At 63.6% G+C, this 22,605-nt stretch carries 17 protein-coding genes; 7 read left to right on the top strand and 10 right to left on the bottom strand.

Features of this window, described 5'->3' with window-relative positions; genetic code table 11:
- Nucleotides 1-97 precede the first annotated feature (97 nt).
- Nucleotides 98-580, top strand: a complete 483-nt coding sequence (gene dps, locus ACOYYX_RS21250; RefSeq protein WP_422923462.1) for a DNA starvation/stationary phase protection protein Dps — start codon at nt 98-100, stop codon at nt 578-580.
- Nucleotides 581-686: 106 nt separating this feature from the next.
- Nucleotides 687-1,436, top strand: a complete 750-nt coding sequence (locus ACOYYX_RS21245) for a hypothetical protein (RefSeq protein ID WP_422923460.1) — start codon at nt 687-689, stop codon at nt 1,434-1,436.
- Between the two features lie 43 nt (nt 1,437-1,479).
- Here the strand turns inward: ACOYYX_RS21245 and ACOYYX_RS21240 are convergent, their stop codons facing one another.
- The 3 genes from ACOYYX_RS21240 to ACOYYX_RS21230 all read right to left on the bottom strand — a co-directional run bounded on the left by ACOYYX_RS21240 (nt 1,480) and on the right by ACOYYX_RS21230 (nt 6,336).
- Complete coding sequence (locus ACOYYX_RS21240) at nt 1,480-4,362, bottom strand: sigma-70 family RNA polymerase sigma factor (RefSeq protein ID WP_422923458.1); 2,883 nt, start codon at nt 4,360-4,362, stop codon at nt 1,480-1,482.
- Nucleotides 4,363-4,600: 238 nt separating this feature from the next.
- Nucleotides 4,601-5,605, bottom strand: a complete 1,005-nt coding sequence (locus ACOYYX_RS21235) for a DUF1559 domain-containing protein (RefSeq protein ID WP_422923457.1) — start codon at nt 5,603-5,605, stop codon at nt 4,601-4,603.
- Nucleotides 5,606-5,922: 317 nt separating this feature from the next.
- Nucleotides 5,923-6,336: a hypothetical protein gene (locus ACOYYX_RS21230; protein ID WP_422923455.1), complete on the bottom strand. Its 414-nt coding sequence runs from the start codon at nt 6,334-6,336 to the stop codon at nt 5,923-5,925.
- An 855-nt stretch (nt 6,337-7,191) separates the two neighbouring features.
- On the opposite strand from ACOYYX_RS21230, the gene ACOYYX_RS21225 reads away from it, so the two are divergent.
- The 3 genes from ACOYYX_RS21225 (at nt 7,192) to ACOYYX_RS21215 (ending at nt 10,319) form a co-directional block, all read left to right on the top strand.
- Nucleotides 7,192-7,878: a hypothetical protein gene (locus tag ACOYYX_RS21225; RefSeq protein ID WP_422923453.1), complete on the top strand. Its 687-nt coding sequence runs from the start codon at nt 7,192-7,194 to the stop codon at nt 7,876-7,878.
- A 235-nt stretch (nt 7,879-8,113) separates the two neighbouring features.
- A complete protein-coding gene (locus tag ACOYYX_RS21220) occupies nt 8,114-9,655 on the top strand; it encodes a DUF2271 domain-containing protein (protein WP_422923451.1) in 1,542 nt (513 codons plus the stop codon).
- Nucleotides 9,656-9,674: 19 nt separating this feature from the next.
- Nucleotides 9,675-10,319, top strand: coding sequence for a PepSY-associated TM helix domain-containing protein (locus ACOYYX_RS21215; protein ID WP_422923450.1), 645 nt, complete (start codon nt 9,675-9,677; stop codon nt 10,317-10,319).
- A gap of 91 nt (nt 10,320-10,410) precedes the next feature.
- On the opposite strand, the gene ACOYYX_RS21210 is transcribed toward ACOYYX_RS21215, so the two are convergent.
- Nucleotides 10,411-11,109, bottom strand: coding sequence for a DUF72 domain-containing protein (locus tag ACOYYX_RS21210; RefSeq protein WP_422923448.1), 699 nt, complete (start codon nt 11,107-11,109; stop codon nt 10,411-10,413).
- A gap of 259 nt (nt 11,110-11,368) precedes the next feature.
- A complete protein-coding gene (locus ACOYYX_RS21205) occupies nt 11,369-11,920 on the bottom strand; it encodes a hypothetical protein (protein ID WP_422923447.1) in 552 nt (183 codons plus the stop codon).
- A 350-nt stretch (nt 11,921-12,270) separates the two neighbouring features.
- Here ACOYYX_RS21205 and ACOYYX_RS21200 point away from each other — a divergent pair, with 350 nt between their 5' ends.
- Nucleotides 12,271-13,092 (top strand): hypothetical protein, encoded by an 822-nt coding sequence (locus ACOYYX_RS21200; protein WP_422923446.1) that lies wholly within the window; start codon nt 12,271-12,273, stop codon nt 13,090-13,092.
- Between the two features lie 17 nt (nt 13,093-13,109).
- On the opposite strand, the gene ACOYYX_RS21195 is transcribed toward ACOYYX_RS21200, so the two are convergent.
- From ACOYYX_RS21195 to ACOYYX_RS21175, 5 genes are all read right to left on the bottom strand, one after another.
- On the bottom strand, nt 13,110-14,432 hold the full coding sequence (locus ACOYYX_RS21195) for a hypothetical protein (protein WP_422923444.1): 1,323 nt from the start codon (nt 14,430-14,432) through the stop codon (nt 13,110-13,112).
- Complete coding sequence (locus tag ACOYYX_RS21190) at nt 14,429-15,004, bottom strand: RNA polymerase sigma factor (RefSeq protein ID WP_422923443.1); 576 nt, start codon at nt 15,002-15,004, stop codon at nt 14,429-14,431. The genes ACOYYX_RS21195 and ACOYYX_RS21190 overlap by 4 nt, the downstream gene beginning before the upstream one ends.
- A 131-nt stretch (nt 15,005-15,135) precedes the next feature.
- The gene (locus tag ACOYYX_RS21185; RefSeq protein WP_422923441.1) at nt 15,136-15,807 is read right to left on the bottom strand and encodes an alpha/beta family hydrolase; all 672 of its coding nucleotides are present in this window, start codon (nt 15,805-15,807) and stop codon (nt 15,136-15,138) included.
- Nucleotides 15,808-15,840: 33 nt separating this feature from the next.
- Nucleotides 15,841-17,238 (bottom strand): DUF1501 domain-containing protein, encoded by a 1,398-nt coding sequence (locus tag ACOYYX_RS21180; protein WP_422923440.1) that lies wholly within the window; start codon nt 17,236-17,238, stop codon nt 15,841-15,843.
- A 38-nt stretch (nt 17,239-17,276) separates the two neighbouring features.
- Nucleotides 17,277-20,738: a PSD1 and planctomycete cytochrome C domain-containing protein gene (locus ACOYYX_RS21175; protein WP_422923438.1), complete on the bottom strand. Its 3,462-nt coding sequence runs from the start codon at nt 20,736-20,738 to the stop codon at nt 17,277-17,279.
- 606 nt (nt 20,739-21,344) lie between these two features.
- On the opposite strand from ACOYYX_RS21175, the gene ACOYYX_RS21170 reads away from it, so the two are divergent.
- The gene (locus ACOYYX_RS21170) at nt 21,345-22,562 is read left to right on the top strand and encodes a DUF6065 family protein (protein ID WP_422923436.1); all 1,218 of its coding nucleotides are present in this window, start codon (nt 21,345-21,347) and stop codon (nt 22,560-22,562) included.
- Nucleotides 22,563-22,605: the final 43 nt, after the last annotated feature.

The raw sequence follows: 22,605 nt of genomic DNA, 5'->3' as shown, positions 1-22,605 counted from the left end.
CTTGATGGGGGGAGTACAATGCGATTCACTTCCCCCGGGCTTAACGAATGCGTTTGAGACGACGCACGACTTACTCAATCAGACGAGACTGATCCCGATGTTCGAGACGAAGAACGACCTCGGCCAGACGACCCGCGAGAAATCCATCGAGCTGCTCAACGCCAGGCTCGCGGACAGCATCGACCTCCAGACCCAGGTGAAGCACGCCCACTGGAATGTCAAGGGGCCGAACTTCATCGCCCTCCACAAGCTCTTCGACGAGGTCAATGGCGCGGTCGAGGAATACGTCGACGAGATCGCCGAGCGTGCGGTCCAGCTCGGCGGCGTCGTCCAGGGGACGGCGAGGTCGGTCGCCCAGCGGAGCACCCTGAGCGAGTACCCGGCCTCGGCCGTGAGCGGCTCCGAGCACGTCGCCGCCCTTTCCTCGGCGCTCGCCGCCTTCGGCAAGGTGGCCCGCAAGGGGATCGATCAGGCCACAGAATTCGGCGACCTCGACACGGCCGACCTCTTCACGCAGGTCTCCCGCGACGTCGACAAGTGGCTCTGGTTCGTCGAGGCCCACGGCCAGGCGAAGTCGTAACTAGGGCCCTGGCGACTTGCATGTCCTGATCGGTTGCCGACGAGAGCCTCGGGCGCGCACTGACGCCCCGGGGCTCTCGCTCCCATTCTTGAAGCCGGGTCGGCCCATGTCCATCCTGAGATTGCGGAACCGCCACGGCCATCGCTCGAGGCATCGGCTCGACTCCGACAAGATCGTCGAGACCGCCAAGAACCTCTCCGACGACATCCACGCGAGGCTCCCGGGGAGCAGCCTTGCGATGCTGGCCCTGGAACTCCTCGGCATCGCGATGGCGGCGGAGAAGCGAGGAGAGAAGGCCAGGAGCCCGATCTATACCATCAGGGTCGCTTCGGGCCTGGCGGGCGGTCTGGTCCTGCTCGCGCTCTGGTATCTTTTCGGTCACCTTCACGTGAAGTGGCAGCCTGGCACGGTGATCGACGTGATGGGGGGGCTGAACACGGCTATCAACCTCGTCGCGCTGCTCGCGGGGGCCTTGTGGTTCTTCATCACTCTCGAGGCCAGGCTCAAGCGTCAGAAGGCCCTGGCCTTCATCGAGGAACTCCGTGAGTTCATCCACGTCATCGACGTGACCCAGCTCTATTACACGCCCGACCTCTACCGCTCGCGCCTCGGCAACGCCCCCACGAACCTCACCATCGACGAAACTTACTTGCTTTATTGCACCCAGATGCTCGCCGTCATCAGCAATCTCGCCCCCCTCTACACCCGAGGCGCCACCGGCGACTCGATCCTGCGAGCCGCCTCCGAGGTGGAGATGCTCGCCATCGCCATCACCACCAAGCACCTCTCCAAAGCCGAGGCCGTGCGGACGATGACTCGGGCCGCGGCGCAGCCGAGCCCCTCGTCGGGGAGTTAACCCCACCGGGCATGAGATAAGACCTGATCGGCCGCAGTCGGGGTCACTTCTGGCCTCTGGCCTTCATGACCAAATCCCCGACCTCCGTCGTCTGGCCGGACGAGACCGTGAAGTCGACGTAGCTGGAGCTCATCCCTTCGCTGGCCATCGCGCGGTAGGTCGCGCCGGGGATCAGGGCGGGGAAGGTGACGCGGCCTTCCTTGTCTGTGCGGAGCGCCTTGTGGCGGGGACGGTCGAGGTTCACGCTGTAGCAACTCAAGGCACACAACTTGTTGCTCGGCGGGGCGAGAGGGACTCCGGGGGCGAGGATCAGTTCCAGGGTCATGAGCACGCCGTCTGCGAAAAGGGGGCGGTCGGCGACCGGCTCGCCTTGCTGGTTGAGGAACCGGACCCTCGCCGACCCGCAGGGCTCGAGATGGATGACGGGAGTCTTGCCCGATGTCTTGACGCGGAGCTCCGCTCGGGCGCCGAGTGCATGCTCGCGGTCGAGGACATAGAACGTCACCGATTGATTCGGATCCTGGCCGGGGATCTTGATGATGCCGTCGCGAATCGTCTCGACCAGTTGCACATTGCTAGAGAGGGATTTGAGCAAGGTCGGGCTGACCAGCATGGCGTCCGCAACAGGTACTCCGTTGGTGTCGATCGCTCTCGCTTCCAACGTGCTTCCGCGATGCAACATCAACTCGGCCTGCTCGACTTTCACGTCGCCGGCCTGTGGTTGAGCATTCGCCTCGGGAGGCGCCGGGGGCTTGGGATTCAGGCCGGCGATGGCGTGCGGGTAGATTCGAACGCCTGAATTCTCGCCTTTCGTGAGAAGCGATGTGGTCGTCTCGAGCGAGATGTAATCGGTGCTCGACGCCTTGGCCAGGATGGTGCCGGGGCCGGGCGGAACGATCAGTGAGAACTTGCCGTCGGCGCCGGTCAACGCGTTGCCGAGGCCAGTCCCGATCGCCCTCAAATCGGGCCGGAAGTTCGGGTTGTTGACCTGTTGCTGGAGATACATGATGGCAACACCGTCCACCGGCTTCTTCGCCTCCGCCTCGATCACCCGCCCCCTGACGATGACCCCGCGCGAGAGCTTCACGTCGAGCGTCCGGCCGAGATCCCTGGCTGCGAGAAGGGTCGTCTGCGATGGGAGGTAGCCGGATTCGATCGGCGGGGAGGCGATCAGGAAATGACGGTCGCGCGGAGGAAGTGTCAGGGAGAAGGAACCGTCGGAGGCCGAACGGACTTCACGCACTCCGTTCGATTCCTGGGAAGCCTGAAGAATGACCGTGACCCCCGCGATCGGCCGGCTCGTTTCCGAGTCGATCACACGTCCCGCAAGCTTGCGGCCGGGGGCGACGGCAAGCGTCAGGGCGGTTGTCTGGGGCGCATCGCCGGTGCTGACCGTGAATCTTTCCTGAGCAAAGCGGTCGTCCGCAACCTCCACGAACGCCGTCATGTTCCGGCCGAGCCCTCGCAGGGTGGTGTGGCCGTCGTTGTCAGTCATGAAAGGCCCCGGCCAGATGGTGGACCCATCGAGGGGAGGTTCCGGGTAACGCTGGCGTGCGGTGATCGGTGCCGGTGGGGCGTCGAGGAGATGTACGACGCGAACAGGGACGCCGGCGACAGGTTTGCCTTCCAGGTCGATCAACCGAATGGGGATGGTCTGTTCCGCCTGCAACTTCAATTCCAGGCCTTCCGCCTTCGCCACGCCAGGCTGAAGGACGGTGCGGGCGAACCCAAATCCGGGCGCCGTCGCATGAACGTATCTACGTACGCGCTCCCCGGGATTCTGCCGGGGCGGCGAGAGGACGAACCGGCCTTCGGCGTCGGTGATGGTCTTCGTAGGGATCACGGTGCGGAAGAAGGGGCTGCCCATCGGGAAATTCAGGGAGGTCACGATGGCGACGTTCGCATTGGGAAAGGGCTTTCCATCGGGATCGAGCACGCGGCCGCCGATCGCGCTTTCCGAGGCGATCGTCGAAGCCGCCACGGCGGGGAACTTGCTCCGGTCTGCGGGGGGGGCGGCCAGCGTCGGTGGTTGCCCTGGAGTATCATCTCTGGCCGCGGATGCTCTTTGTGCGAACAGGCCGGCCGCCGTCACCAGGAGAATCGCCGCGCAGGCTGCCAGCTTGAGGAACTGAGTCCAGAACATCTGCTGAAGCACGATGTTAGCCGCCAGGGCCGATGGGCTCAGAGGATCGATCCCTGCCGCGAATCGGCATGCGGCCCTGGCCGTGGATCTCAGCAAAGTGCCACAGAGCGACGCAGAGGCTGTGTCCGAAACTCCCAGACAAATCAGTACGCTTCCTGGAGCAACTCCTCGCCGAACCAGGCGAGAGCGAAGCAGATGACGTGCGCGCGAAATGCGGGCGCTGACGGTTCCTGATGGGCGCCCCAGCCGCTGCGCGATTTCATCGTGCGGCCGGCCATCGAGGTAGTGGAGCACGACCGGTATGCGATAGTGCTCGGGCAAGCGAGCGATCTCCTCATGGAGGATCGCAGCCTCTTCGCCGGAGATGAGAGAGCCTTCTTGTCGGCCGAGAGTTGTTACACGATCCAGGGGAGCGCCGGCCTCTTGCGTCTCACGACGGCGGCGGAGCAGCACACGCGATCTGGCCTTCCGTGCAACGTGGGTGGCGACCCGATAGAGCCAGCAACTCAGCAGTTGAGGATGGCGGAGCGAAGCCGCCTTGCGGGCCAGGACGAGGAAGGTGGCCTGCATGGCATCCTCGGCGTCCTGGCGATTGTCCAGGTAGGCCCGACAAACCCGGAGGACAATGCCGCCATGCCGGATCACGAGTGCCTCGAACGCCGCCTGCTCACGGTGGGCGATGAAGCGATCGAGCAACTGAGCGTCGGTGAGCGCCGCGAGGCTGCCGTCGTTGAAGAGGATTTCGAACTGGCTCTGGACGGTCCTTGCACACTCGCTTTGCATTGAACGCGCTCCCCGGGGGAATCCTCGACCGATTTCTTATCTAGTTCCCCGAAGTCGGCGGCGGCTTGCAAGCTTCTGGCACCATCCTCTCATTTTGGGATGCGCGACGCTCGACTTTCACGACAATCGACGGGACAGCCTTCGGTTTTGGGCCTCGGCCCCAGGATAAGCGAGGGTTGGTCGGGTCCGTGACCAACCCCGTTCGCGTCGATTGACCGGTCGAAGCCGGTCATGACGCTCAGTACGAGTCGGAGGAGACGGTCTCGCCGCCGGCCCTGGTGGAGAGGGCTCGCCAGGTCGAGATGTTGACGCTGTCTTTCATGAACTGGACGTGGCCGTCGAGGAAGAGCATGTTGGTGCCGCCTGGATGGAAGCTCCTCGGGGCGGTGACGGCCGCGGCGCGGCCGGTGTCGGTGCAGTCGGGGTACTTGCTGTTCGGCGTGTAGAAGTGGTTATACGAGGTCATGATGAAGCTACCTCGCGACCACTCCCGCCCGCGGTCGCCGGCCCAGGTGTCGGGCGTGGCGCACGCGGGGATATACAGGTTCGGCAACTGGAAGAGCGTCGGCGAGAGCCCCGCCATGTAGCCCGACGTATTGAAGAGGGCAAACTGCCGCTTCGCGTCCATGGGCGTCGCGCCCCCCGCCGAGTTCGTGTTGTTGCCCATGATCGTCTCGCTGAACGCCGCCGTGCCGCTGAGGCCGTCGCTGATGCCGGCGAACCGGATGGCGCTCGTGTTGTAGAAGGGGCCGTCCGGCCGCGTGCCGCCGGCGATCACGTTGAAGCTGCCGTTGTTGATGGTGCCGGTCCCGGAGTTCGACACGTAGTTCGTCCCGGCGAAGTAGATCGGATCTACGCGCCGCTGGCCGTCGCTCGGGCAGAGGAACGTCGCGACGACGGTCGACACGGCCGTCAGATTGGCCGGGTAGGGGACCTGATTGAGCTGCGACGGGAATGAGAAGTTAATGGCGTTGAACATGTTCGCCGCCTCGATGTAGCTGAGCATCGACGCCAGCGACGACCAGAGGTACGGGTATCCGAAACGGCCCGCGGGTAGGACGTTGTTCGACCCCTCGTAGTTGTGCAAGGCGAGGCCGAGCTGCTTCAGGTTGTTCGTGCATTGCATGCGCCTGGCCGCCTCTCGCGCCGCCTGGACTGCCGGGAGCAAGAGCGCGATGAGGACCGCGATGATCGCGATCACGACCAGGAGTTCGATGAGCGTAAAGCCACGTCGCGCTTTCATGTTCTTGATCTTCCGATGCAGGCTCGCCGCGCGGCCTATCGCCCGTCGTCGGGCTGGCGGGACCGCCGAGGTGCGCGGAGAGTGATGTTCGCGGGGATGGATCGTCGTCTCGAGCCGAGGCTCATGGCGTAGTCGGGCGCCGCGGCGGTTGCGCGCGCGGGGCGTCGATCGGGTTCGAGGGCGACTGCCGGCGCGAGCCCTTCACGGGCGTCCCGCGATGACCACTCCGAGACGATCCGGCGCGGATCGCGACCGGGACGTGTCGAGTCGTCGGGGAAGGTGGGGCTGTCACGCAGTAATTCGCCCTGGGCGAAGCCTCAGGCCAGTTCCGGCGGGTCGTCGAGCCGGTCGACGCTGCGGGGCGAGACGAGGTGTTGGGGGGCGACGTGGAGGGGCTCGCCCGTCGAGTCGGGGGCGATGCCGAGCGAGGCGACCAGCGCGGCGGCCTTCGTCAGCGGGCTGACCGTCCGAGGGCTCGGGGCGACCGGGTCGTCGCAGGGGGCCGAGTTGAGGCAGGGGTTCGGGTCGTCGTAGGAGACGGGGGCCTTCGCCGGCGAGGTCCTGGTCTGAGGTCTCGCCTCGGCCTTCCCGCAGCAGCAGGATGCCCCTCGACAGCGGCGCCCGCACTTGCAGTCGCGGCCGTGATCTTCGATCACGCTGTTACTCGTGTGCGACGAGACGGATGCGGCCCTCGATTCCTCATCCCAGCCGAGGACGACGAGGATCGCCACCACTGGCCAAAGCCAGCAGGCAGGGCGAAGCATCCATCGTGGTTGAGGAGGGATCCTCATTCAAGGCTGGCTCGATCGGGGGTGGGATCGTCGAGGCCGGCACGGCGGCCTTCCGGACTATACTCGGCCAAGCCGGCCTATCGGTCAAGTGGCTCGTCTTTTCCCGTGTTCGGATCTTGCGGATCTTACGGATGAGATCCGTCGCGTCATGCGAAATTCATCGCGAGATGACGCTGACACGGATTCTCAACAAATCTGCACCGCTTTCCCGAAGGCAATTCCGGAGAGGTCTCGTTGTTGATTGCTCAAGATATTCAAATCAAATATTGAAGACTTGACGAATTTAATGTTGGAAATCCTGTGATATCGCCTTGTTTTCAAGGCGGCTTCGACGTTCTTACGCCTTCAGATCGAAGATTCGCCCGATTGCCGTCTTCAAGTCCTTGACGACCTCAACGGAGAGCTGTAATCTTTATCGTATTGAGATTGAATCTCAATTTCATCAAGTTTGCGGACATCGACCCGGTGCTGGTCCCGTCGGTTCGAGCCACCAAATCACCTCGGGGGCCGCTCCGTGTTCACTCGTACGTCACATCCCCCAATCCCATCTCCGGACCCGGCGGCGGCCTACCCCAAGCTTGCCTCGTTCTTCGTTTGAACTGCCCAGCCCCGTTCCGGGTGGAAGGATCCGATCCCAACGCGGCCCGGATTGCCAATGACATATGCGCCGACTCCGTTCGAGGGAGTCGGCCCGAATCAGCCTTGAAATCAAGGTCGCGTGCCGACGTCGGGCCATCCCCCCGCGCGACCGAATCTCGAAGTCGAGGATTCCTCGAAAGCAAGGTGGATCAGAACATGACGATCAAGAGTACGTATCCGGCCTGGGTGTTCGGCCTTTGCGTGGGCCTCTCCGGCGTGGCGATCGCGGAGGACGAGGCGAAGTCGCCCGAAACCGCCAACGCGATCCAGGTCGAGAAGCGGCTCGTCGCGTTCGACGCGAACAAGGACGGGAGCCTCGACGCGACAGAGTTCGAGGCCTTCGCCCTCTCCGTGCCCAAGGAGGAGGCCCTCCAGACGTTCATGGGCTTCGTCGTCGCGCTGGGCGGGGCGACCGACTCGATGATCGACCGGGTCGTCGCGTTCGACGCGAACAAGGACGGCAAGGTCGAGAAGGCCGAGCTGCCCGAGCGGCTCCAGGCCCTCCTCGCCCAGAACGACGCCGACAAGGATGGCATCCTCGACGGCGCCGAGCTCAAGGCCGTCGAGAACGAGGAGAGCTTCGCCCGGTTCGTGCAAGGCACGGTCGGTGGCGTCAACCTCCCCCTCATCGAGGACGGGCTCAAGAACCTGAAGGTCTCGCAGGAGACGCGCAACAAGGCCCTCGACTGCGTCTCGAACTACCAGGCCTTCCTCCGCGACTCGTCGGAGCTGGCTCGCGTCGAGCTGCAGACGAGGCTCGAGAACGTGCTGGGAGCCAAGGAACTCCAGGCCTTCCAGGATTCGCTCGGCCGTCGCGGCCCCAGGCGCGGCGGCGATCAGTAAGATTGTTCTGGACGATGCCCCGGCCGGAGCGATCCGGCCCCGGGGCGTTGCCGTCTCGTTGGCTAGCCGCCGGGAGGAGGCACGGGCCTCCTCCCCCTTCACGAAGTTGTGAACCGGGCGACGTCGGGATTCGGATCGAGACCTACTCACATCGCCGAAATCCTGGATACGATTTCCTGAAGCCACGCCGCTTGGAAACCGTCGAGGGTTGAATATAATGAAATACTTACCAGTGATGTTGTTGCTTCTGTGCGGCTCTTATCAGGCGAGGGCCCAGGCCGCCGAGCCCTTCGTCTTCCATCACGAGAACGTGATGGGGACATCGCTCGAGCTGCGCCTGAAGGCCGACGACGAGGCCGCCGCTCGCCAGGCCGAGACTCGGGTTCTGGAGGAGATCGACAGACTTTCCGCGATCCTGAGCGGCTACGACAAGACGAGCGAGCTGAGTCGCTGGCAGGGGGCGATGAACGTCGCGACGAAGGTCTCCCCTGAGCTATATGAGGTGCTCGAGCGGAGCGAATACTGGATGGCGAAGGGGAAGGGGAGCTTCGACCCTCGCGTCCAGGCACTCACCTCGCTCTGGACCGGCAGCGCCCGCCAGAAACGACGTCCCACCGCCGGCGAACTCGCGGATGTCCGCACGTTGATGGCCGCGAACCCGTGGAGCCTGGATCCGATCGCGAAGACGGCGACGCACCTCTCGACGTGCCCCCTCAGCTTCAACGGCATCGCCAAGGGTTACATCGTCGAGCGGGCGAGCCGCCTTGCTTTCGACGAGTCGCGCGGGATACGCGGCCTGCTGCTGAACGTCGGCGGCGACCTGCGGGTCATGGGCTCGATGAACGGCTCGATCGGCATCGCGTCGCCGCAGAAGGATTCGGAGACCACCGGGCCGATCGCGAGCCTGGCCGTCGAGAACCACGGGATCGCGACGAGCGGCAACTATCAACGCGGGCTCAAGATTGGGGATCAATGGTACTCGCACATCTTCGACCCGAGGGACGGCCAGCCCGTCCGGCGCGTCGTGAGCGCGACGATCATCGCCCCTCGGCTCGACGATGCGGATGCGCTTGCGAAGGTCGTCAGCGTGCTCCCGATGGGCGAGAGCCTGGAGATCGTCAAGACGCTGCCGGGCGTCGAATGCCTGCTCGTCTCCGAAGACGGCTCGGTCGCGAGGAGCCCCGGCTTCCGCCGCTTCGAACGGACGAAGGTCATCACTACTGCATTCGCCGATGAGAAGGCGAAGCCGGCTGAGGATGGGAAGAAGAAGGCCGAGGCGAAGCCCCCCTGGGCCCCGGAATTCGAGTTCGTCGTGAACTTCGAGATCAGCCCGCCTAAGGGGAATACCACCCGCTATCGCCGGCCGTATGTGGCGATCTGGGTCGAGGACGAGGATAAGCTATCCGTCCGCACCTTGACGCTCTGGGTGCAGGCCGACCCCCCCGGCCCGCGCTGGATCCCGGACCTCAAGCACTGGTATCAGTCCGACCAGGTTCGCAGGCTCGTGGAGACGTCGGATCTCGTCGAGACGATCTCGAGGGCGACCCGCCCCGCGGGCAAGTACCGGGTCATCTGGGACGGCAAGGATGATCGCGGCGAGGCGCTCCCGAAGGGGACGTACACGCTTGCGATCGAGGTCGCCCGCGAGCACGGGACCCATCAAATCATTCGCAAAGAGATCAAGCTGGACGACCAAACCTTCGCGGAGGAACTCAAGGGGAATGTCGAGATCAAGTCCGCCTCCATCGAATACCGCCGCAAGGCGGCTGCCAAGTGACTCGACGCCCCCTCGCAGCGTGCCGAACGCACCCTCGCCCGGACGCAAGCTGAAGATCAAGTTCGCCGCGTTCTCGCGCTGGCTACATATTTATGTTTCGCTGTTTGGATTGGCCATCGTCCTCTTCTTCAGCGTGACGGGCCTGACGCTGAACCACCCCGACTGGTTCGGCGAGGCCGAGCGGACCACCCAGGCCGAAGGCGACCTGGAACTCCGCTGGCTGAACCAGGAGGTCTCTGCGAAGTCCGGTGAGGACGATCCCACCCGTCGGATCGCGAAGTTGGAGGTCGTCGAGCACCTGCGCAAGACGCACGGGATCCGCGGCGCCCTCTCCGACTTCCGCGCCGACGACCTCGAATGCACCGTGACCTTCAAGGGCCCCGGCTTCGCCGCTGATGCCTTCATCGACCGCGGCACGGGGCATTACACCCTGACGCAGACGTACCACGGCCTCATCGCCGCCATCAACGACCTGCACAAGGGGCGAGACACCGGCGCGGCCTGGTCGGTCGTCATCGACCTCTCGGCCATCCTGCTGATCATCGTCTCTTTGAGCGGCCTGATCCTGCTGCTCTACCTCAAGCGCCGACGCCTTTCCGGCCTATTCACGGGCGTCGCGGGAACTGTCGTCATCCTCGCAATCTACTGGATCTGGATCGCCTGATCCGACAACGGCCTCTTCCTTTTCCTTGAAGGTGCGACGTCAAACGAACTGGGTCGAACCGCTCACCCACGGATGGGGGGCGGTACGACTATCAGGCCGCCAGTTCCGTGTAACGTCCCGCCAGCCGAGGGCCTTTCCCTTCATCCTCGTGCTTGAAGTAGACGTACGCAGTTTCCCACCCCTGGTCCTGCACCCGCTTCGCCCACTCTTTCAGGTCGGCGTCGTTGTAGTCGGGCCGCCGCAGCCTGAGATAGCCGAAATCCGTGGTCGACACGAACGGGACGTTGAGCTCATCCTCGGCGTCGGCGATGCATAGCGCCGCGCGGTGCTCGCGGAGCAGCCCGAAAATCTCCTCGTCGAACCACGATTCATGGCGGAACTCGAACACCGATCGTAGCTGATCCGGGAACAGTTCCAGGAACGAGCGTAGTCGCGCCGTGTCCTTCTTCATGTTCGGCGGCAGTTGAAACAGCAGCGGCCCCCGCCGCTCCGTCAGTGCCCCGGCGACCTCGAGGAACTGCGAGACCGCTTCGTGTGTATTGTTGAGCCTTTTTCGATGCGTAATCGTCATCGGGGCCTTGAGCACGAAGTGAAAGTCCGCCGGGACCTCGCCGGCCCAACCATCCAGGACCGACGCCTTGGGCATGGCGTAGAACGAGTTGTTGATCTCGACCGTGCGGAATCGCTCGCCGTAATACCGCAGCATCTGCTTGATCGGAAGGTCCGCGGGATAGAAGGAGCCCTTCCACTCCTTGTAGGAGTATCCGCTGGTGCCGACATACAGATTCATGGGATCGCTCGCTTGCGAATGGGAAATGGACGAAGACACGGGGCTAATTGCAGGCTGGATAGCGACCGCCCGCTCCTAGGTCATCGGTCCAAGGAATGTCGTCGGCTTGTGATCGCGGACGGAGGGGCTTGTTGTAACCTTGAATGAAACTTACTGATGTTTGATAGCATAAATGTTTTTATGGTTAGCTTGATTTGATTTGGAGAATCAGGCCGGAGATTGTCGAGAGAAAGGGCTGGGCGTCCCTGGCACGGATGGCTTATTTGACTTCGAAGGAAACGCGGTTCGAGAGGATTCGAATCTGCGGCTCGAGGATTTCATCGTAGAGAACGTGAACTCGATACTTCCCTGGCTCGAGCTTGTAGTTCTTGGAAAAGTCGAGATCGCGGACGATGGATCTCGTATCTCCCGGCTGGACAAACCATCGAATGTTGTGATCACGATTTCCTGATTTGAAACCCTTTCGAGCATCCTGTCCATACTCGGTCAACGGCGGCTCTTTGCCTTTGGTGTCGGTGACAAATACCATATAGTTCTCCCACCTATGAGTTTTCCAGATCATGAGCGGCTCGAATGAGATATTTTCGAAGTCGAGCGAGAAGGTGATGGGCTTACCTGTCTGGAACTTCTTCGCGGGAAGGGTCAATATGAGCTTGCAGAGGCCGGTATCATTCCGCTTCATCATCGGCTTCTTCGGACCGGCCAGGAGGGGATTCGCGATCGCCAGGACGCAGAGGGTCACGGCTGAGAGTGCGGCGATTTGAGCCAAGCGGCGAAGAGGTCGGACAGTCGATCCTTTGTCCTTCGACATGGAATTCCTCCTGATGATAGACCGCGGCGCACGCATGTTCGCCTCGCGCGAACGAGCATACTGAATTCTGAAGCGTCGTCTACGTCAAGAATGAGTAAGCCACCTTTGGACGGTTGCGTGGCAGAAGCATCAATCAAGTGGCGTGCTTTTTGGAAACACTTGAGCGTGCCCAAACTTCTGAGGATCTTTCCTTCCGAGGACACGGTTGCGAGATCGTGAGTGGGATGGACGATCAATGTGGGACGGGCTACCGTAGATAAGAGGAATCGAGCCATGGTGTTCGGGAGAAATTCCGGTTGATCCTCTTGCGACACAGGCTTTGCAAAGAGCCGCCTTGGAGAGGTGGTGAGGTGAAATCCTTGGTCGCGATCCCTGGTCGAGTATGGCGGCGGTTCCGTCAAGGCCTGACTCTCGTCGAACTCCTCCTGCTCGTGGTGTTCCAGATCGCGTTCATGAGCATCCTGCAACTGCTCATCCATGGCGATCAGGACCCCGCCCATCGATATCCTCCGCCAAGCCCGAAGTCTGGTAGCGGCTTCGCGCCCGTTGCGGGCGAATACGAACAGGCAGGAGCCAACCTGAGCATCCTGGCCGACGGCCGATATTCCCGGATTTTCCATAGTTGTTCCGGGATCGTCGCCAGGGAATCGGGCACGGTGATGCGTGCTGGCGAAACCCTGGTCTTGACGCCCATCAAGGCCCCCGAGCGGCGGAGGGAGCAGGTCTTCCAACCCGTCAAGTGGGGGATGAGATCGTACCTGATCCCTCCCGAAAGGCTCGAGGCGTTTTGCGACAGCATCATGAAGGGAGATGAGCCCACAGTGTCGATCACGACCCGCGGTGGGCCGCTTCATTGGTTTGAGACCTTGGGCACCGTGAGCGGCATTCCCGAGTTGCCCGAGCCCTGGATGAGCTATCTGCGCGACAATCGACTGATCGCCACGAATGTCGAGGCCTTGCAAGGCGGCCGGGCCAGGCTCGACGTGGGGGCGGCACAAGGGATCCGCGTCGGCCACATCCTCGAGGTCCAGGGCCATTCGTTTCGGCAGGCCCTGAGGGTCGACGCCGTGACGGAGCACTCGTGCGAGGTGGTGGAAGACCACCCCGACGAGGCCGGGAAGCCCATCGAGTCGGGGTGGCAAGCCGTCATACTGAGGGAGCCCAATCCCTGAGCTTTCGCGTCCTGTCGTCAAGGCTTCGCGGTTGCGTTGGCCTTGATGGCTTCGAGGGTTATCCGCGAAACTTTGGCTTGAAGCAACTCGAAACTCAGCCCCAGTTTTCGATAGCGAATCGTCTCAAGGCTTTCCACTGCATCAGGGGCCACTTTCACCTCACTCCCGCCCTCCGGATCAGGCTCTCCGTAGGCCGCGACGACATCGGCTCGGCTCGTGCCAAGGCTGATGTCTTTATCCGTCTTGCCTTGAAACCTATGGAAAGGTTGCACCGGATTATCCTCGTGATCGACACACTTGATGCAGCTAAGACCCGGGCGTGGTCGATCGTTTGGTTGAACCGTCAACTCGAAACCGCGTGAGCGATAGACCAAGTATGTCGTACGTCCTTGCTCGTATTCATGATCGGGTTGTCCAAGGACACTGACAACTTGCGCCTTCGTCATTCCGAATCTTGCGGGACCGATTCCTACGCCAGGACTTAACTTAGCCTTTGCCAAGGAGAGGTCATTCGGCAAGGGCAGGAACTTCGCTCCTGATGTCAAAATCGGGGTAAGAGAGGGGGCGATATATCCCTCAGGTAAATTTAACTGGAATAGAGATGGGTCGAGGGGCTGGTCGAACACAAAGTTTTCCATGACTCTTTCAAGAGTGTGCCCCAATTCCTTGCGAGTCTGTTCGATTCTCATCGGCAACTTTGTCCTGGGATCAACCCAGATCGATACTTCGCCCGCGTGCCACGTCGAGACGAACCCGAGGGATCGTTTACCATTGATCTTGCGTTCGGGGAGCGTTTCGATCGGATCCCTCGCGATCTCCTTGAACAATGTGTACATGTCGCTGCTCGACGGCATCGTTGTCATGTTCTCGAGAGAGGCGGATTTGTTGGCCGTATCAACGGTCATGATCTTCTTGGCTTTGCGATCAATCACCGTATACCTTTTCTCGGATTCGACGCGGGAATGGTCCGGGGCCGAATAGAAGATCCTGTCAACGAATGAGGGCTTGCCGTCGAAGGTCACGGTTGATGTGAATGTTACGGTCCTCGCGGCCGCGACCTCGCGCTGGACATCGGCGAAGTCGAAGGCCGCGGAACTGCCGCGGGGCACGAGGAAGCAGAACGTGGCGACGCCGGCCGCGGCCAGGGTCCCGAGGGTGATGCGGATCGTCATAACGAGCCTCCTGCTCAATCGAGGTTGCGGTTGATGATGTGCCTTGGCGCCCGCGAGGAGCGCCTCGACGTCGATGGGGGTGACTTCGGGGGCCGTCCTGCGGAAGAGGGCGTGCAGGTCGTTGTCAGGGGGCTCGACGCGATCGTCTCGGTCCAGGTCTTCCGTCATGATCGTGCCCCATCCGCATCCGCCGGGGTGTCGGCATCGAGCATCACGCGGAGGCGGGCGACGAGCCGAGCGGACCGCGACTTGATCGTGCTGGCGGGGAGCCCCAACGCCGCGGCGATCTCGGCGAAAGTCAGGCTTTCATCGAAGCGGAGCGAGAGCAGGGCTCGCTCCTCGGGCTCGAGCCTGGCCATCGCGACGGTCAGGCGCTCCGCCTCATCGGCCGCCTCCAGGGCATCGCCGGGAAGGGTGGAATCGAAGCCGACGGAGTGGACGCGGAGCCGGTCGGTCGACCGCTCGCGACGGCTCCTCCCCCGCACTGCGCTGATCGCCGCGTTCACGGTCGATCGCCTTAGCCAGGCCGCGAACCGATCGGGGTGGCGGACGGCCTCGGGCGACTCCAGGAAATGCAGGAAGACCGACTGCCGGACCTCCTCGCCCTCGCCCACGTCGCCCGTGACTCGCGTCGCAACCCGGAGCACGAACCCCTCCCAACGCCGCACCAGGGCCGTGAGGGCGTGCCGGTCCCCACGCTGGAACCGATCCACGCGTTCCGCGTCGGTCGGTTCCATCATCACGTTCGGCTCTGGTCCCAGAGTCGGCGCGTCACTCGCTCCGATGTCTCTCACAATCAATGACGCCGGAGCGGGCGATCTGGACGAACCTCGAGCCGGATTTTTCTCGATTTTCCCCTGCCGGAGGGGGCCTACTCCAGGTTCGCCGCCCAATCCTTGAGGACGCGGGCCATCTCGACGAAGACGTCTTCCGGGCTCGTCCGGGTCTTCTTGAGGATCTTGTAGCCGTGGTCGGCCGTGTCGAGGGTGTGGAGCGTCGCGCGTAGGCCGAGCTTCTCGCAGGTGGGTCGCAGGAGATTCATCTCCGCCAACTCGTCGCGCGTGCCGCTAAGGAAGAGCATCGGGACCGTGACGGCCTCGAGATGCTCCGCCCGCTTCGTATCGGGCTTGCCGGCCAGGTGGAGCGGGAAGGAGAAGAAGACGAGCCCGCGAACTCCTTCGAGCGGGGCTTCGGAGGCGGCCGTGGAGGTCATCCGACCCCCGAACGAGTGGCCCCCCGCCAGCAGCTTCAGGTCGGGAGCCGCCGTGTGGGCCGCAGCCACGGCCGAGCGGACGGTCTCCACGCAGACGGCCTGCGAGTCGCGTCCCTTGCCGTTTTCCGAGTACGGGAAGTTGTAGCGGAAGGTCGCGATTCCGACGTCGACGAGCCGGTCCGCGATCGTCTGGAGCGTGGCGTGACGCATGTTCGTGCTCGCCCCGTGGCCCAGGACGAGGAGCAGGCTCGCGCCATGCGGGCGTAGCAATAAGGCGGAGACCTCACCCTTCTCGGGCATGGCGAGGAATTTGATCTCTCGTGCTTCCATCACGTCTTTCCATAACGACGAACCAGAGATTGATCAAGCGATGATGCCCTTGACGACGTTGCCATACACGTCCGTCAAGCGATAGTCTCGGCCCATGGATCGGTAGGTCAGTCGCTCGTGGTCGAGGCCGAGGAGGTGCAGGATCGTCGCGTGAAGGTCGTGGACGTGGACGCGGTCCTCGATGGCGTCCCATCCGTATTCGTCGGTCTCTCCATATGTCATGCCGCCGCGGACCCCTCCGCCGGCGAGCCACATGGTGAAGCCGTAGGGGTGGTGGTCTCGGCCGTCCTGCCCCTGGCCGACCGGCGTGCGGCCGAACTCGCCGCCCCAGATGACGAGGGTCTCATCGAGGAGGCCTCGCTCCTCCAGGTCCTGGAGCAAGGCGGCGATGGGGCGGTCGGTCGCCAGGGCGTTCTTGGTGTGGCCCCCCTTGAGGTCGGCGTGCTGGTCCCAGGGCTGGAAGCCGCCGGTCGTGTGGTAGAGCTGGATGAACCGGACGCCCCGCTCGGTCAGACGCCGCGCCAGGAGGCACTGGCGGCCGAAGGCCTTCGTCACGTCGTCGTCGAGGCCGTAGCGTCGCCTGGTCGCCTCGGATTCGCGAGAGACGTCGAAGGCATCGGGGGCCTGCGACTGCATCCGATAAGCGAGCTCGAAGGTCTCGATGCGTGCCGACAGCCGAGAATCCTCGGCGCGGCCGGCGAGCTGAATCTCATTGAGCTGCTTGAGGGCGTCGAGCTCGCGACGCTGCCGATCCAGGCCGATGCTGCCATTCTTGAGGTTGCGGATCGGATGATCAAGGTCGGAGACGAACGTCCCCTGGTAGGCCGCCGGCAGGAAGGCCGAGCCGTATTGCCGACCCCCCTCGATCAGCGGGCCGGGGCCGATGGCGAGGAAGGCGGGGAGGTTCTGATTCTCCGTCCCCAGGCCGTACGTGATCCACGAGCCCAGGCTGGGGCGCGTCGCGACGCGCTCGCCCGTGTTCATGAGTAGACATCCGCCCGGATGGTTGGGGTCGTCGGCCACCATCGAGCGGATCACGCAGAGCTTGTCGGCGCAGTCGCCGACGTGCGGGAACAACTCGCTGACGTCGAGGCCCGACTCGCCGCGTTTCCGGAACTTCCAGGGCGAGGCGAGCAGGTTCCGGGTCTGCCCCAGGTAGGGCTTCGGCGACGGCTTGCCGTGGTCTCGCGTCAGGCGAGGCTTGGGGTCGAAGGTGTCGACCTGCGACGGGCCGCCGGGCATGAACAGGAAGATGACCCGCTTGGCCCGCGCCGGGAAATGCGGGGGCAGGGGGGCCAGCGGGCTTGCCGTGGCCTTCCCTTGGGATTCCTCGGCCAGCATCGCCGCCAGGGCCAGGGAACCGAAGCCGCCCCCCGTCCGCCTCAGCCATTCGCGTCGGGTCGACCGTGCCGGGTTGACGGCGTCATCCATCGTTCGGCCCTCCTGCAAGATCAAGGGGATGAGTCGGATCAGTCAATGTAGATGAAATCGTTGCTGCAAAGGAGGATCAGGGCGAATCGTTCCCAGGAGTGGTCGTCCCGGTCGGTCGCGAGCAGTCGCAGGCCGAGGCCGACTTCAGACTGTGTTGGAGGCCGGCTCAGGGCGATGGCGTAAAGCCTCTGGATGCGTGCCCGGTCGTCGCCGGGTTCCTCGCGGGCGACCCGGGCGGCCAGGGCACGAGCCTGCTCGGCGGTGAACGGGTCGTTCATGAAGAAGAGGGCCTGCGGCACCACGACGGATTGGCCTCGACGGTCGACGATCGAGCCGGGGTCGGCGCGGTCGAAGAGGCGCCCGAAGTCGGATGTGCTGGCCCCTGTCCTCGCGGCGGAGAGGTAGAGTGTTCGCCTCGGGATGCCCAACTCCAGGAAGGCGGGCCCGCCTCGGGTTGGGTCCAGGCGCCCCCCCACGGACAGCAGGCTGTCGCGGATCGATTCCGCGTCGAGGCGTCGTCGCGTGAAGCGGCCGAGGAGGCGGTTCTCGGGATCCGCGGTGACCAGGTTGGCGTCGGCTCGACCGCTCTGCTGATAGGCCGACGACAGCATGATGAGCCGGTGCATGGACTTCGTCGACCAGCCCGAATCGACGAACCTATGTGCGAGAAAATCAAGCAATCCCGCATGCGTCGGGGCTTCGCCGCGAGAGCCGAAGTCGTTGGGCGTGCGGACGAGGCCCTCTCCGAAGTGGTGCTGCCAGATGCGGTTGACCATGACGCGGGCCGTCAGGGGATGGCCCGGGGAGCCCAGCCAGTCGGCGAGTTGCCGACGGCCACTGCCCTCGGTGATCGGCTCGCGACGCTCCGCCGTCAGGACGCGAGGGAAGCCCCGGGGCACGGTCTTTCCCGTCCGCTTCGGGTTCCCGCGGAGATAGACGGGGGAATCCTTAAAGCCCTCGTGCCGGGTGCCGGGAGGCCCGCCGTCCTGGACCACGACCGCCTGGGGGATCTCACGAGGGCGCTTCTTCTTGAGGGCATCGAGTTCGCGGTTCAGGGCGTCGATCCTGGCCAGGCTCGACTCGGGGAGCAAGCCTCCGCGCTGCTCGGCCGGGATCCAGAAGGGGCCGCGGGGAGAGATCAACTCATCGAGACTATTTGCCACGAGATCGGGCCGCGTGGCGTTCGGATCGGAGGGCTTGAACCAGGTCTGGTGCAGTTCGGCCTCGACGAGTTTGCGTTCCGGGTCGTCGAGCGGGCGGTCGTAGACGCGAATTTCGGCGATATCGCCGCGGAATCGGGGCCCGCCGCCGGAGCCGGGCCCGCCGATGTGCAGGGCCTTGATGTTGGGGTCGGAAGAGACGGATTCGATCCCCTTCTGGACGAGGGACTTCCCCTTGCGATGGAGGGTCGTGCCCCCCTCGCCCCAGGTGACGCAGGCGACCTCGAAGCCTTTGGAATGGGCATCGTCGACGAGGTCGCCCGGTTTGCCCGCGTTCCTGAGGACAGCACGGAAGGGGCCTTTCGGATCGGGCATGAGCCCCACGCCATGCTGGCCGACGTCGGAATCTTCCCAGCCGACGAGTCGCTGACCGGATGCGGCCAAATCGTCGGCGCGGAAGACGACAAAGAGGCTCCCCGTCGCCGGCACCTGCCGAGGTGCCTCCAGCTGGACCTTGCCATCGAACCGCAGTACCGGCTTGTTATTGCCCTCGATCGCGACCTCGACCTTGGTCGGGCCTTCGTCCTTATTGATGGACTTGGCGTCTGATGGGAGGCCAGAACAGTTTGGCCAGAGCGAGACGCGGCCACTGCCATCGATGATAAGGCTCGGATCGTCCGCGCGGAATCGCATCAACAGGGATTGTGCCAACGAAGATGCCGTCGGCTCGGCGCGAGTGGCTCGCTCGATGACGGCCGTTTGCAGCTCCTGCGCTGAGCGTTCGAGGGTCGCGCCGGTGAGTCGCCCGGTTGCGGCATTGCGGATCGTGGGATGATGAGGGATGAGAGGCTGAGACTCGACGCGGGCGAGATAATCGGCCCAGGCGGCGAGCGTCTTCTCGTGGAGGCCTTTACGGCTCGCAAGTGAGGTCAACTCGGCGGCCTCTGCCTTGCAAGGGTTCGCCCGGTGCTCGCACGCCGCGATGAGGTAGTTGGCGAAATCCTTGACGAGCGAATGCCTCAAAAGATCGAGATATTCGCGGTCAGAGGCATCGCCGATGGTTCGCTCCAGCTCGGCGCGTCGACGCGTATCGGCAGATTCCTGGGCCTTGATCTGCGTCAATTCGTCTTCGGGCAAGAGGGGAACGCGGACGAGTGGGGTATTGCCGGGCACAGGGCCTGGGACCAGCCGGGTGCTGAAGAAGATGCCCGCGAGTGCGTAATAATCCTCGGTGGAGATCGGGTCGAACTTGTGGTCGTGGCAGCGGGCGCAGGCGAGGCTGAGCCCGAGGAACGTGCGGCCGACGACGTCGATCTGGTCGTTGACATAGTCGGCGATCATCTGGTCCTTGTCGACGTCGCCGGGCACGAAGTCGGCGATGGCGAGCATCCCGGTGGCGACGAGGCCATCCGCGTTGATCCCGCCGGGAGCCGCTGGCGGCACGAGGTCGCCGGCAATCTGATCGCGGAGGAACTGGGGGTAGGGTAGGTCTCGGTTGAAGCTGGCGACGACCCAATCGCGATAGCGCCAGGCCTCTCGGAAGTCGCTCTCGGGGGGAAGCTGGATCAGGTCGCGGGCGTCGGCATAGCGGACGAGGTCGAGCCAGTGTCGTCCCCAGCGCTCGCCGTAATGGGGCGAGGCCAGCAGCCGATCCACGACCCGGGCGAAGGCGTCGGGCGAGTCGTCGGCGAGGAAGGCCTCAACCTCTCCGGTGGAGGGGGGGAGGCCGATGAGGTCGAAGGTGGCCCGGCGGATCAGGGTCCGCCTGTCTGCCGGGGCCGAGGGGTGGAAGCCTCGCTCCTCCAGGGCTGCCAGGACGAAGCGGTCGATGGGGGATCGGGCCCAGGACTTGTCATGGACCTCGGGGATGGGGCCGACCTTGATCGGCTTGAAGGACCAGAAGCCGCGTTGTTTCTCGGTGAACCGACGCTCGGCGGAGTCGTGAGCCGTGGCTTCGGTCGTCGACTTCGGCCCAGGCCAGGGGAGGCCCATCGCGACCCAACGCGATAGGGCGTCGATCTCGCGGTCCTTCAACTTCTCCTTGGGCGGCATCTTCGGGTCTTCCGAATACCGGACGGCCTGGACAAGCAGGCTCTCGTCGGGCTTGCCCGAGACCGCCGCGGTGCCGCTGTCGCCGCCTTGGATAATGCTCGCGCGCGAGGTCAGTCGGAGGCCCCCTTTGGGGCTCTTGTCGTCGCCATGGCAGGACAGGCACTTCTCGGCGAGGAGCGGGCGCACCTCCGTCTCGAAGAAGGCTGCAACCGCGGGTGAGACCTCGTCAGGATCCGCCGAGGCGAACGTCATCACGCCCGGAAGGCCGACGAGCCAGGCTGCGAGCACGATGGCGAGAGACGGTATGGGTCGCAGGGCCGGCTCCTTTCCCTGAAACGTTCGCGGCAGTTGACTCTTGTGTAAGACCCGGGCTGAAAACGTCGGTTTGACAATTGTTTGCCGGGGATGGGATATCGTATCCGACGGACTATCTGTCGTCCACGAGTCAGATTGGAGCTCGCAGCCTTATGCTTCCTAGTCTTGATTTTGAATGCAAGTCGTGATTGAATTGTGTCTTATTCATTTTAATTGATAGATTTATAATTGAATTAATGTGAAAAATTGATCGTGATGACTTGTGAGGCCTGGTTGCCGAAATCCGTCGATCTCGACCGTGCCTTATTCGAATGAAGGATTGCGGATACAAGGCTGTGTTGAGGATTGTTGAGTGTCGTCGGTGAAACCTTTGCAGGCCTGCCCGTTTTTCTCCATAAGGCCATCCCTCGCCAGTCGCGAATGCCGACTCCATCACCGCGTCTCGTCGTGATCTAGTCGCGGGAAGGCATCCGGGGTCTAATAGGGCCAACCCGGTCGGTTTTCGACCGCAGTCATTGGCAGGGCCGCCCTGACTGCTCCGGCCGAGGCCACCCGGCAACTTTCGGAGAATCGCGCTCGATGTCGCAAGCCAAGCCAACCGAGGCCACGAGCCACGGCGATGCCGAGCCAACCCGGCTCGAGGTGGATATCTACCAACTCGTGGATGACTCGACGCTCCTCGCCAACCGGACGGATGGGACCGGCTGGGATTGGTGCTGGGCCGACTATCAGCGGGATTGGATGGACGCCACTCCCTATCGTTTCGCCTACCGATGCCTGCCGCTGACCATCGCCAACCAGATCGGGTGGTGGATCAAGAACCCCGTCGGCTTCACGGCCGTTTGGGATGGCCGGGGGGAGCCGGGGAGCATCAACTTCCGCTTCGATCAGGCGGGGGATGTCTGGGGGCCCTTCATCAACAGCCAGTTCGGCCAGGGGATCATCACCTGGAACACGCCTTTCCTCTTCCGGACGAAGCCCAGGGGATCGAGGCTGCTCGTGAACGGCCCGGCCAATTACTTCAAGGAGAATGCCCACCCGCTCACCGCGGTCATCGAGAGCGACTGGATGAGGATGTCGTTCACGATGAACTGGCGGATCATGGTCCCCGGTCGGCCGACGCGATTCGAGTTCGGCGAGCCCTTATTCCAGGCCATCCCCATCCCCGTCAATCACGGGGCGAGCCTGGAGAAGGCGGTCGTCACTTATCAGAAACTCGACGACGACCCCGAGGTGGCCCAGGCCTATCGCGAGTGGAGCGAGTCTCGGCGTCAGTTCCACGAGCAGAAGGCCGTGGGGGACGTCCAGCCCGACGGCTGGCAGAAGGACTACTTCCACGGGCGGGATCTCCAGGGCCGGAAGGCCAACTCCGACCACATGACCAAGGTCAAACCCCCCGTCGTCATCGGCCTCCCCGCCGCGCGTCCGCCGAATTCGCCCGCATCCGCGGGGACCTCGTCTCCCACGAGGCCGGCTTCCCCGCAGCGATCCGTCGACTTGACAAACGTCCAGATTGCGACGGGAGCGGGCAACGTCGTGATGGCTTCCGCGGCGGGCATCCAATCCGATTCGACCGCGATTCCGGCGGGTATCGCCACCGTGCGAGTCGATGACGCCTGGAGGCGATGGATCGCCGAGAATCTGTTGCTCGGAGTGACCCCCGCGAGCCTACATGAGGCGATGATGGGGCGCGGCATCGGCAGCCAGGAAGCCAGTTATGAACTCCAGTTGGCCGCCCAGAGCCCGTATCTCCAGGGGGCGGAGAAATTTTGCAATCTCCTCAAGAGGATGAAGTGATTGCCGTGGGATCGTATCAGGTCAGGAGAAAATAAGCGAATGA

Source organism: Singulisphaera chitinilytica, from assembly GCF_049331405.1.
Taxonomy (GTDB): Bacteria; Planctomycetota; Planctomycetia; order Isosphaerales; family Isosphaeraceae; genus PoT.
This window is presented reverse-complemented; position numbering and strand designations above follow the sequence as displayed.

Bases quoted from the DNA above. Each gene is read 5' to 3' on its own strand.
- ACOYYX_RS21220 (WP_422923451.1), top strand. From the start codon at position 8,114: ATGTTGTTGCTTCTGTGCGGCTCTTATCAGGCGAGGGCCCAGGCCGCC.
- ACOYYX_RS21235 (WP_422923457.1), bottom strand. From the start codon at position 5,605: ATGAAAGCGCGACGTGGCTTTACGCTCATCGAACTCCTGGTCGTGATC.
- ACOYYX_RS21195 (WP_422923444.1), bottom strand. From the start codon at position 14,432: ATGACGGAAGACCTGGACCGAGACGATCGCGTCGAGCCCCCTGACAAC.
- ACOYYX_RS21185 (WP_422923441.1), bottom strand. From the start codon at position 15,807: ATGGAAGCACGAGAGATCAAATTCCTCGCCATGCCCGAGAAGGGTGAG.
- ACOYYX_RS21240 (WP_422923458.1), bottom strand. From the start codon at position 4,362: ATGCAAAGCGAGTGTGCAAGGACCGTCCAGAGCCAGTTCGAAATCCTC.
- ACOYYX_RS21245 (WP_422923460.1), top strand. From the start codon at position 687: ATGTCCATCCTGAGATTGCGGAACCGCCACGGCCATCGCTCGAGGCAT.
- ACOYYX_RS21170 (WP_422923436.1), top strand. From the start codon at position 21,345: ATGTCGCAAGCCAAGCCAACCGAGGCCACGAGCCACGGCGATGCCGAG.
- dps (WP_422923462.1), top strand. From the start codon at position 98: ATGTTCGAGACGAAGAACGACCTCGGCCAGACGACCCGCGAGAAATCC.
- ACOYYX_RS21180 (WP_422923440.1), bottom strand. From the start codon at position 17,238: ATGGATGACGCCGTCAACCCGGCACGGTCGACCCGACGCGAATGGCTG.
- ACOYYX_RS21225 (WP_422923453.1), top strand. From the start codon at position 7,192: ATGACGATCAAGAGTACGTATCCGGCCTGGGTGTTCGGCCTTTGCGTG.
- ACOYYX_RS21190 (WP_422923443.1), bottom strand. From the start codon at position 15,004: ATGATGGAACCGACCGACGCGGAACGCGTGGATCGGTTCCAGCGTGGG.
- ACOYYX_RS21205 (WP_422923447.1), bottom strand. From the start codon at position 11,920: ATGTCGAAGGACAAAGGATCGACTGTCCGACCTCTTCGCCGCTTGGCT.
- ACOYYX_RS21210 (WP_422923448.1), bottom strand. From the start codon at position 11,109: ATGAATCTGTATGTCGGCACCAGCGGATACTCCTACAAGGAGTGGAAG.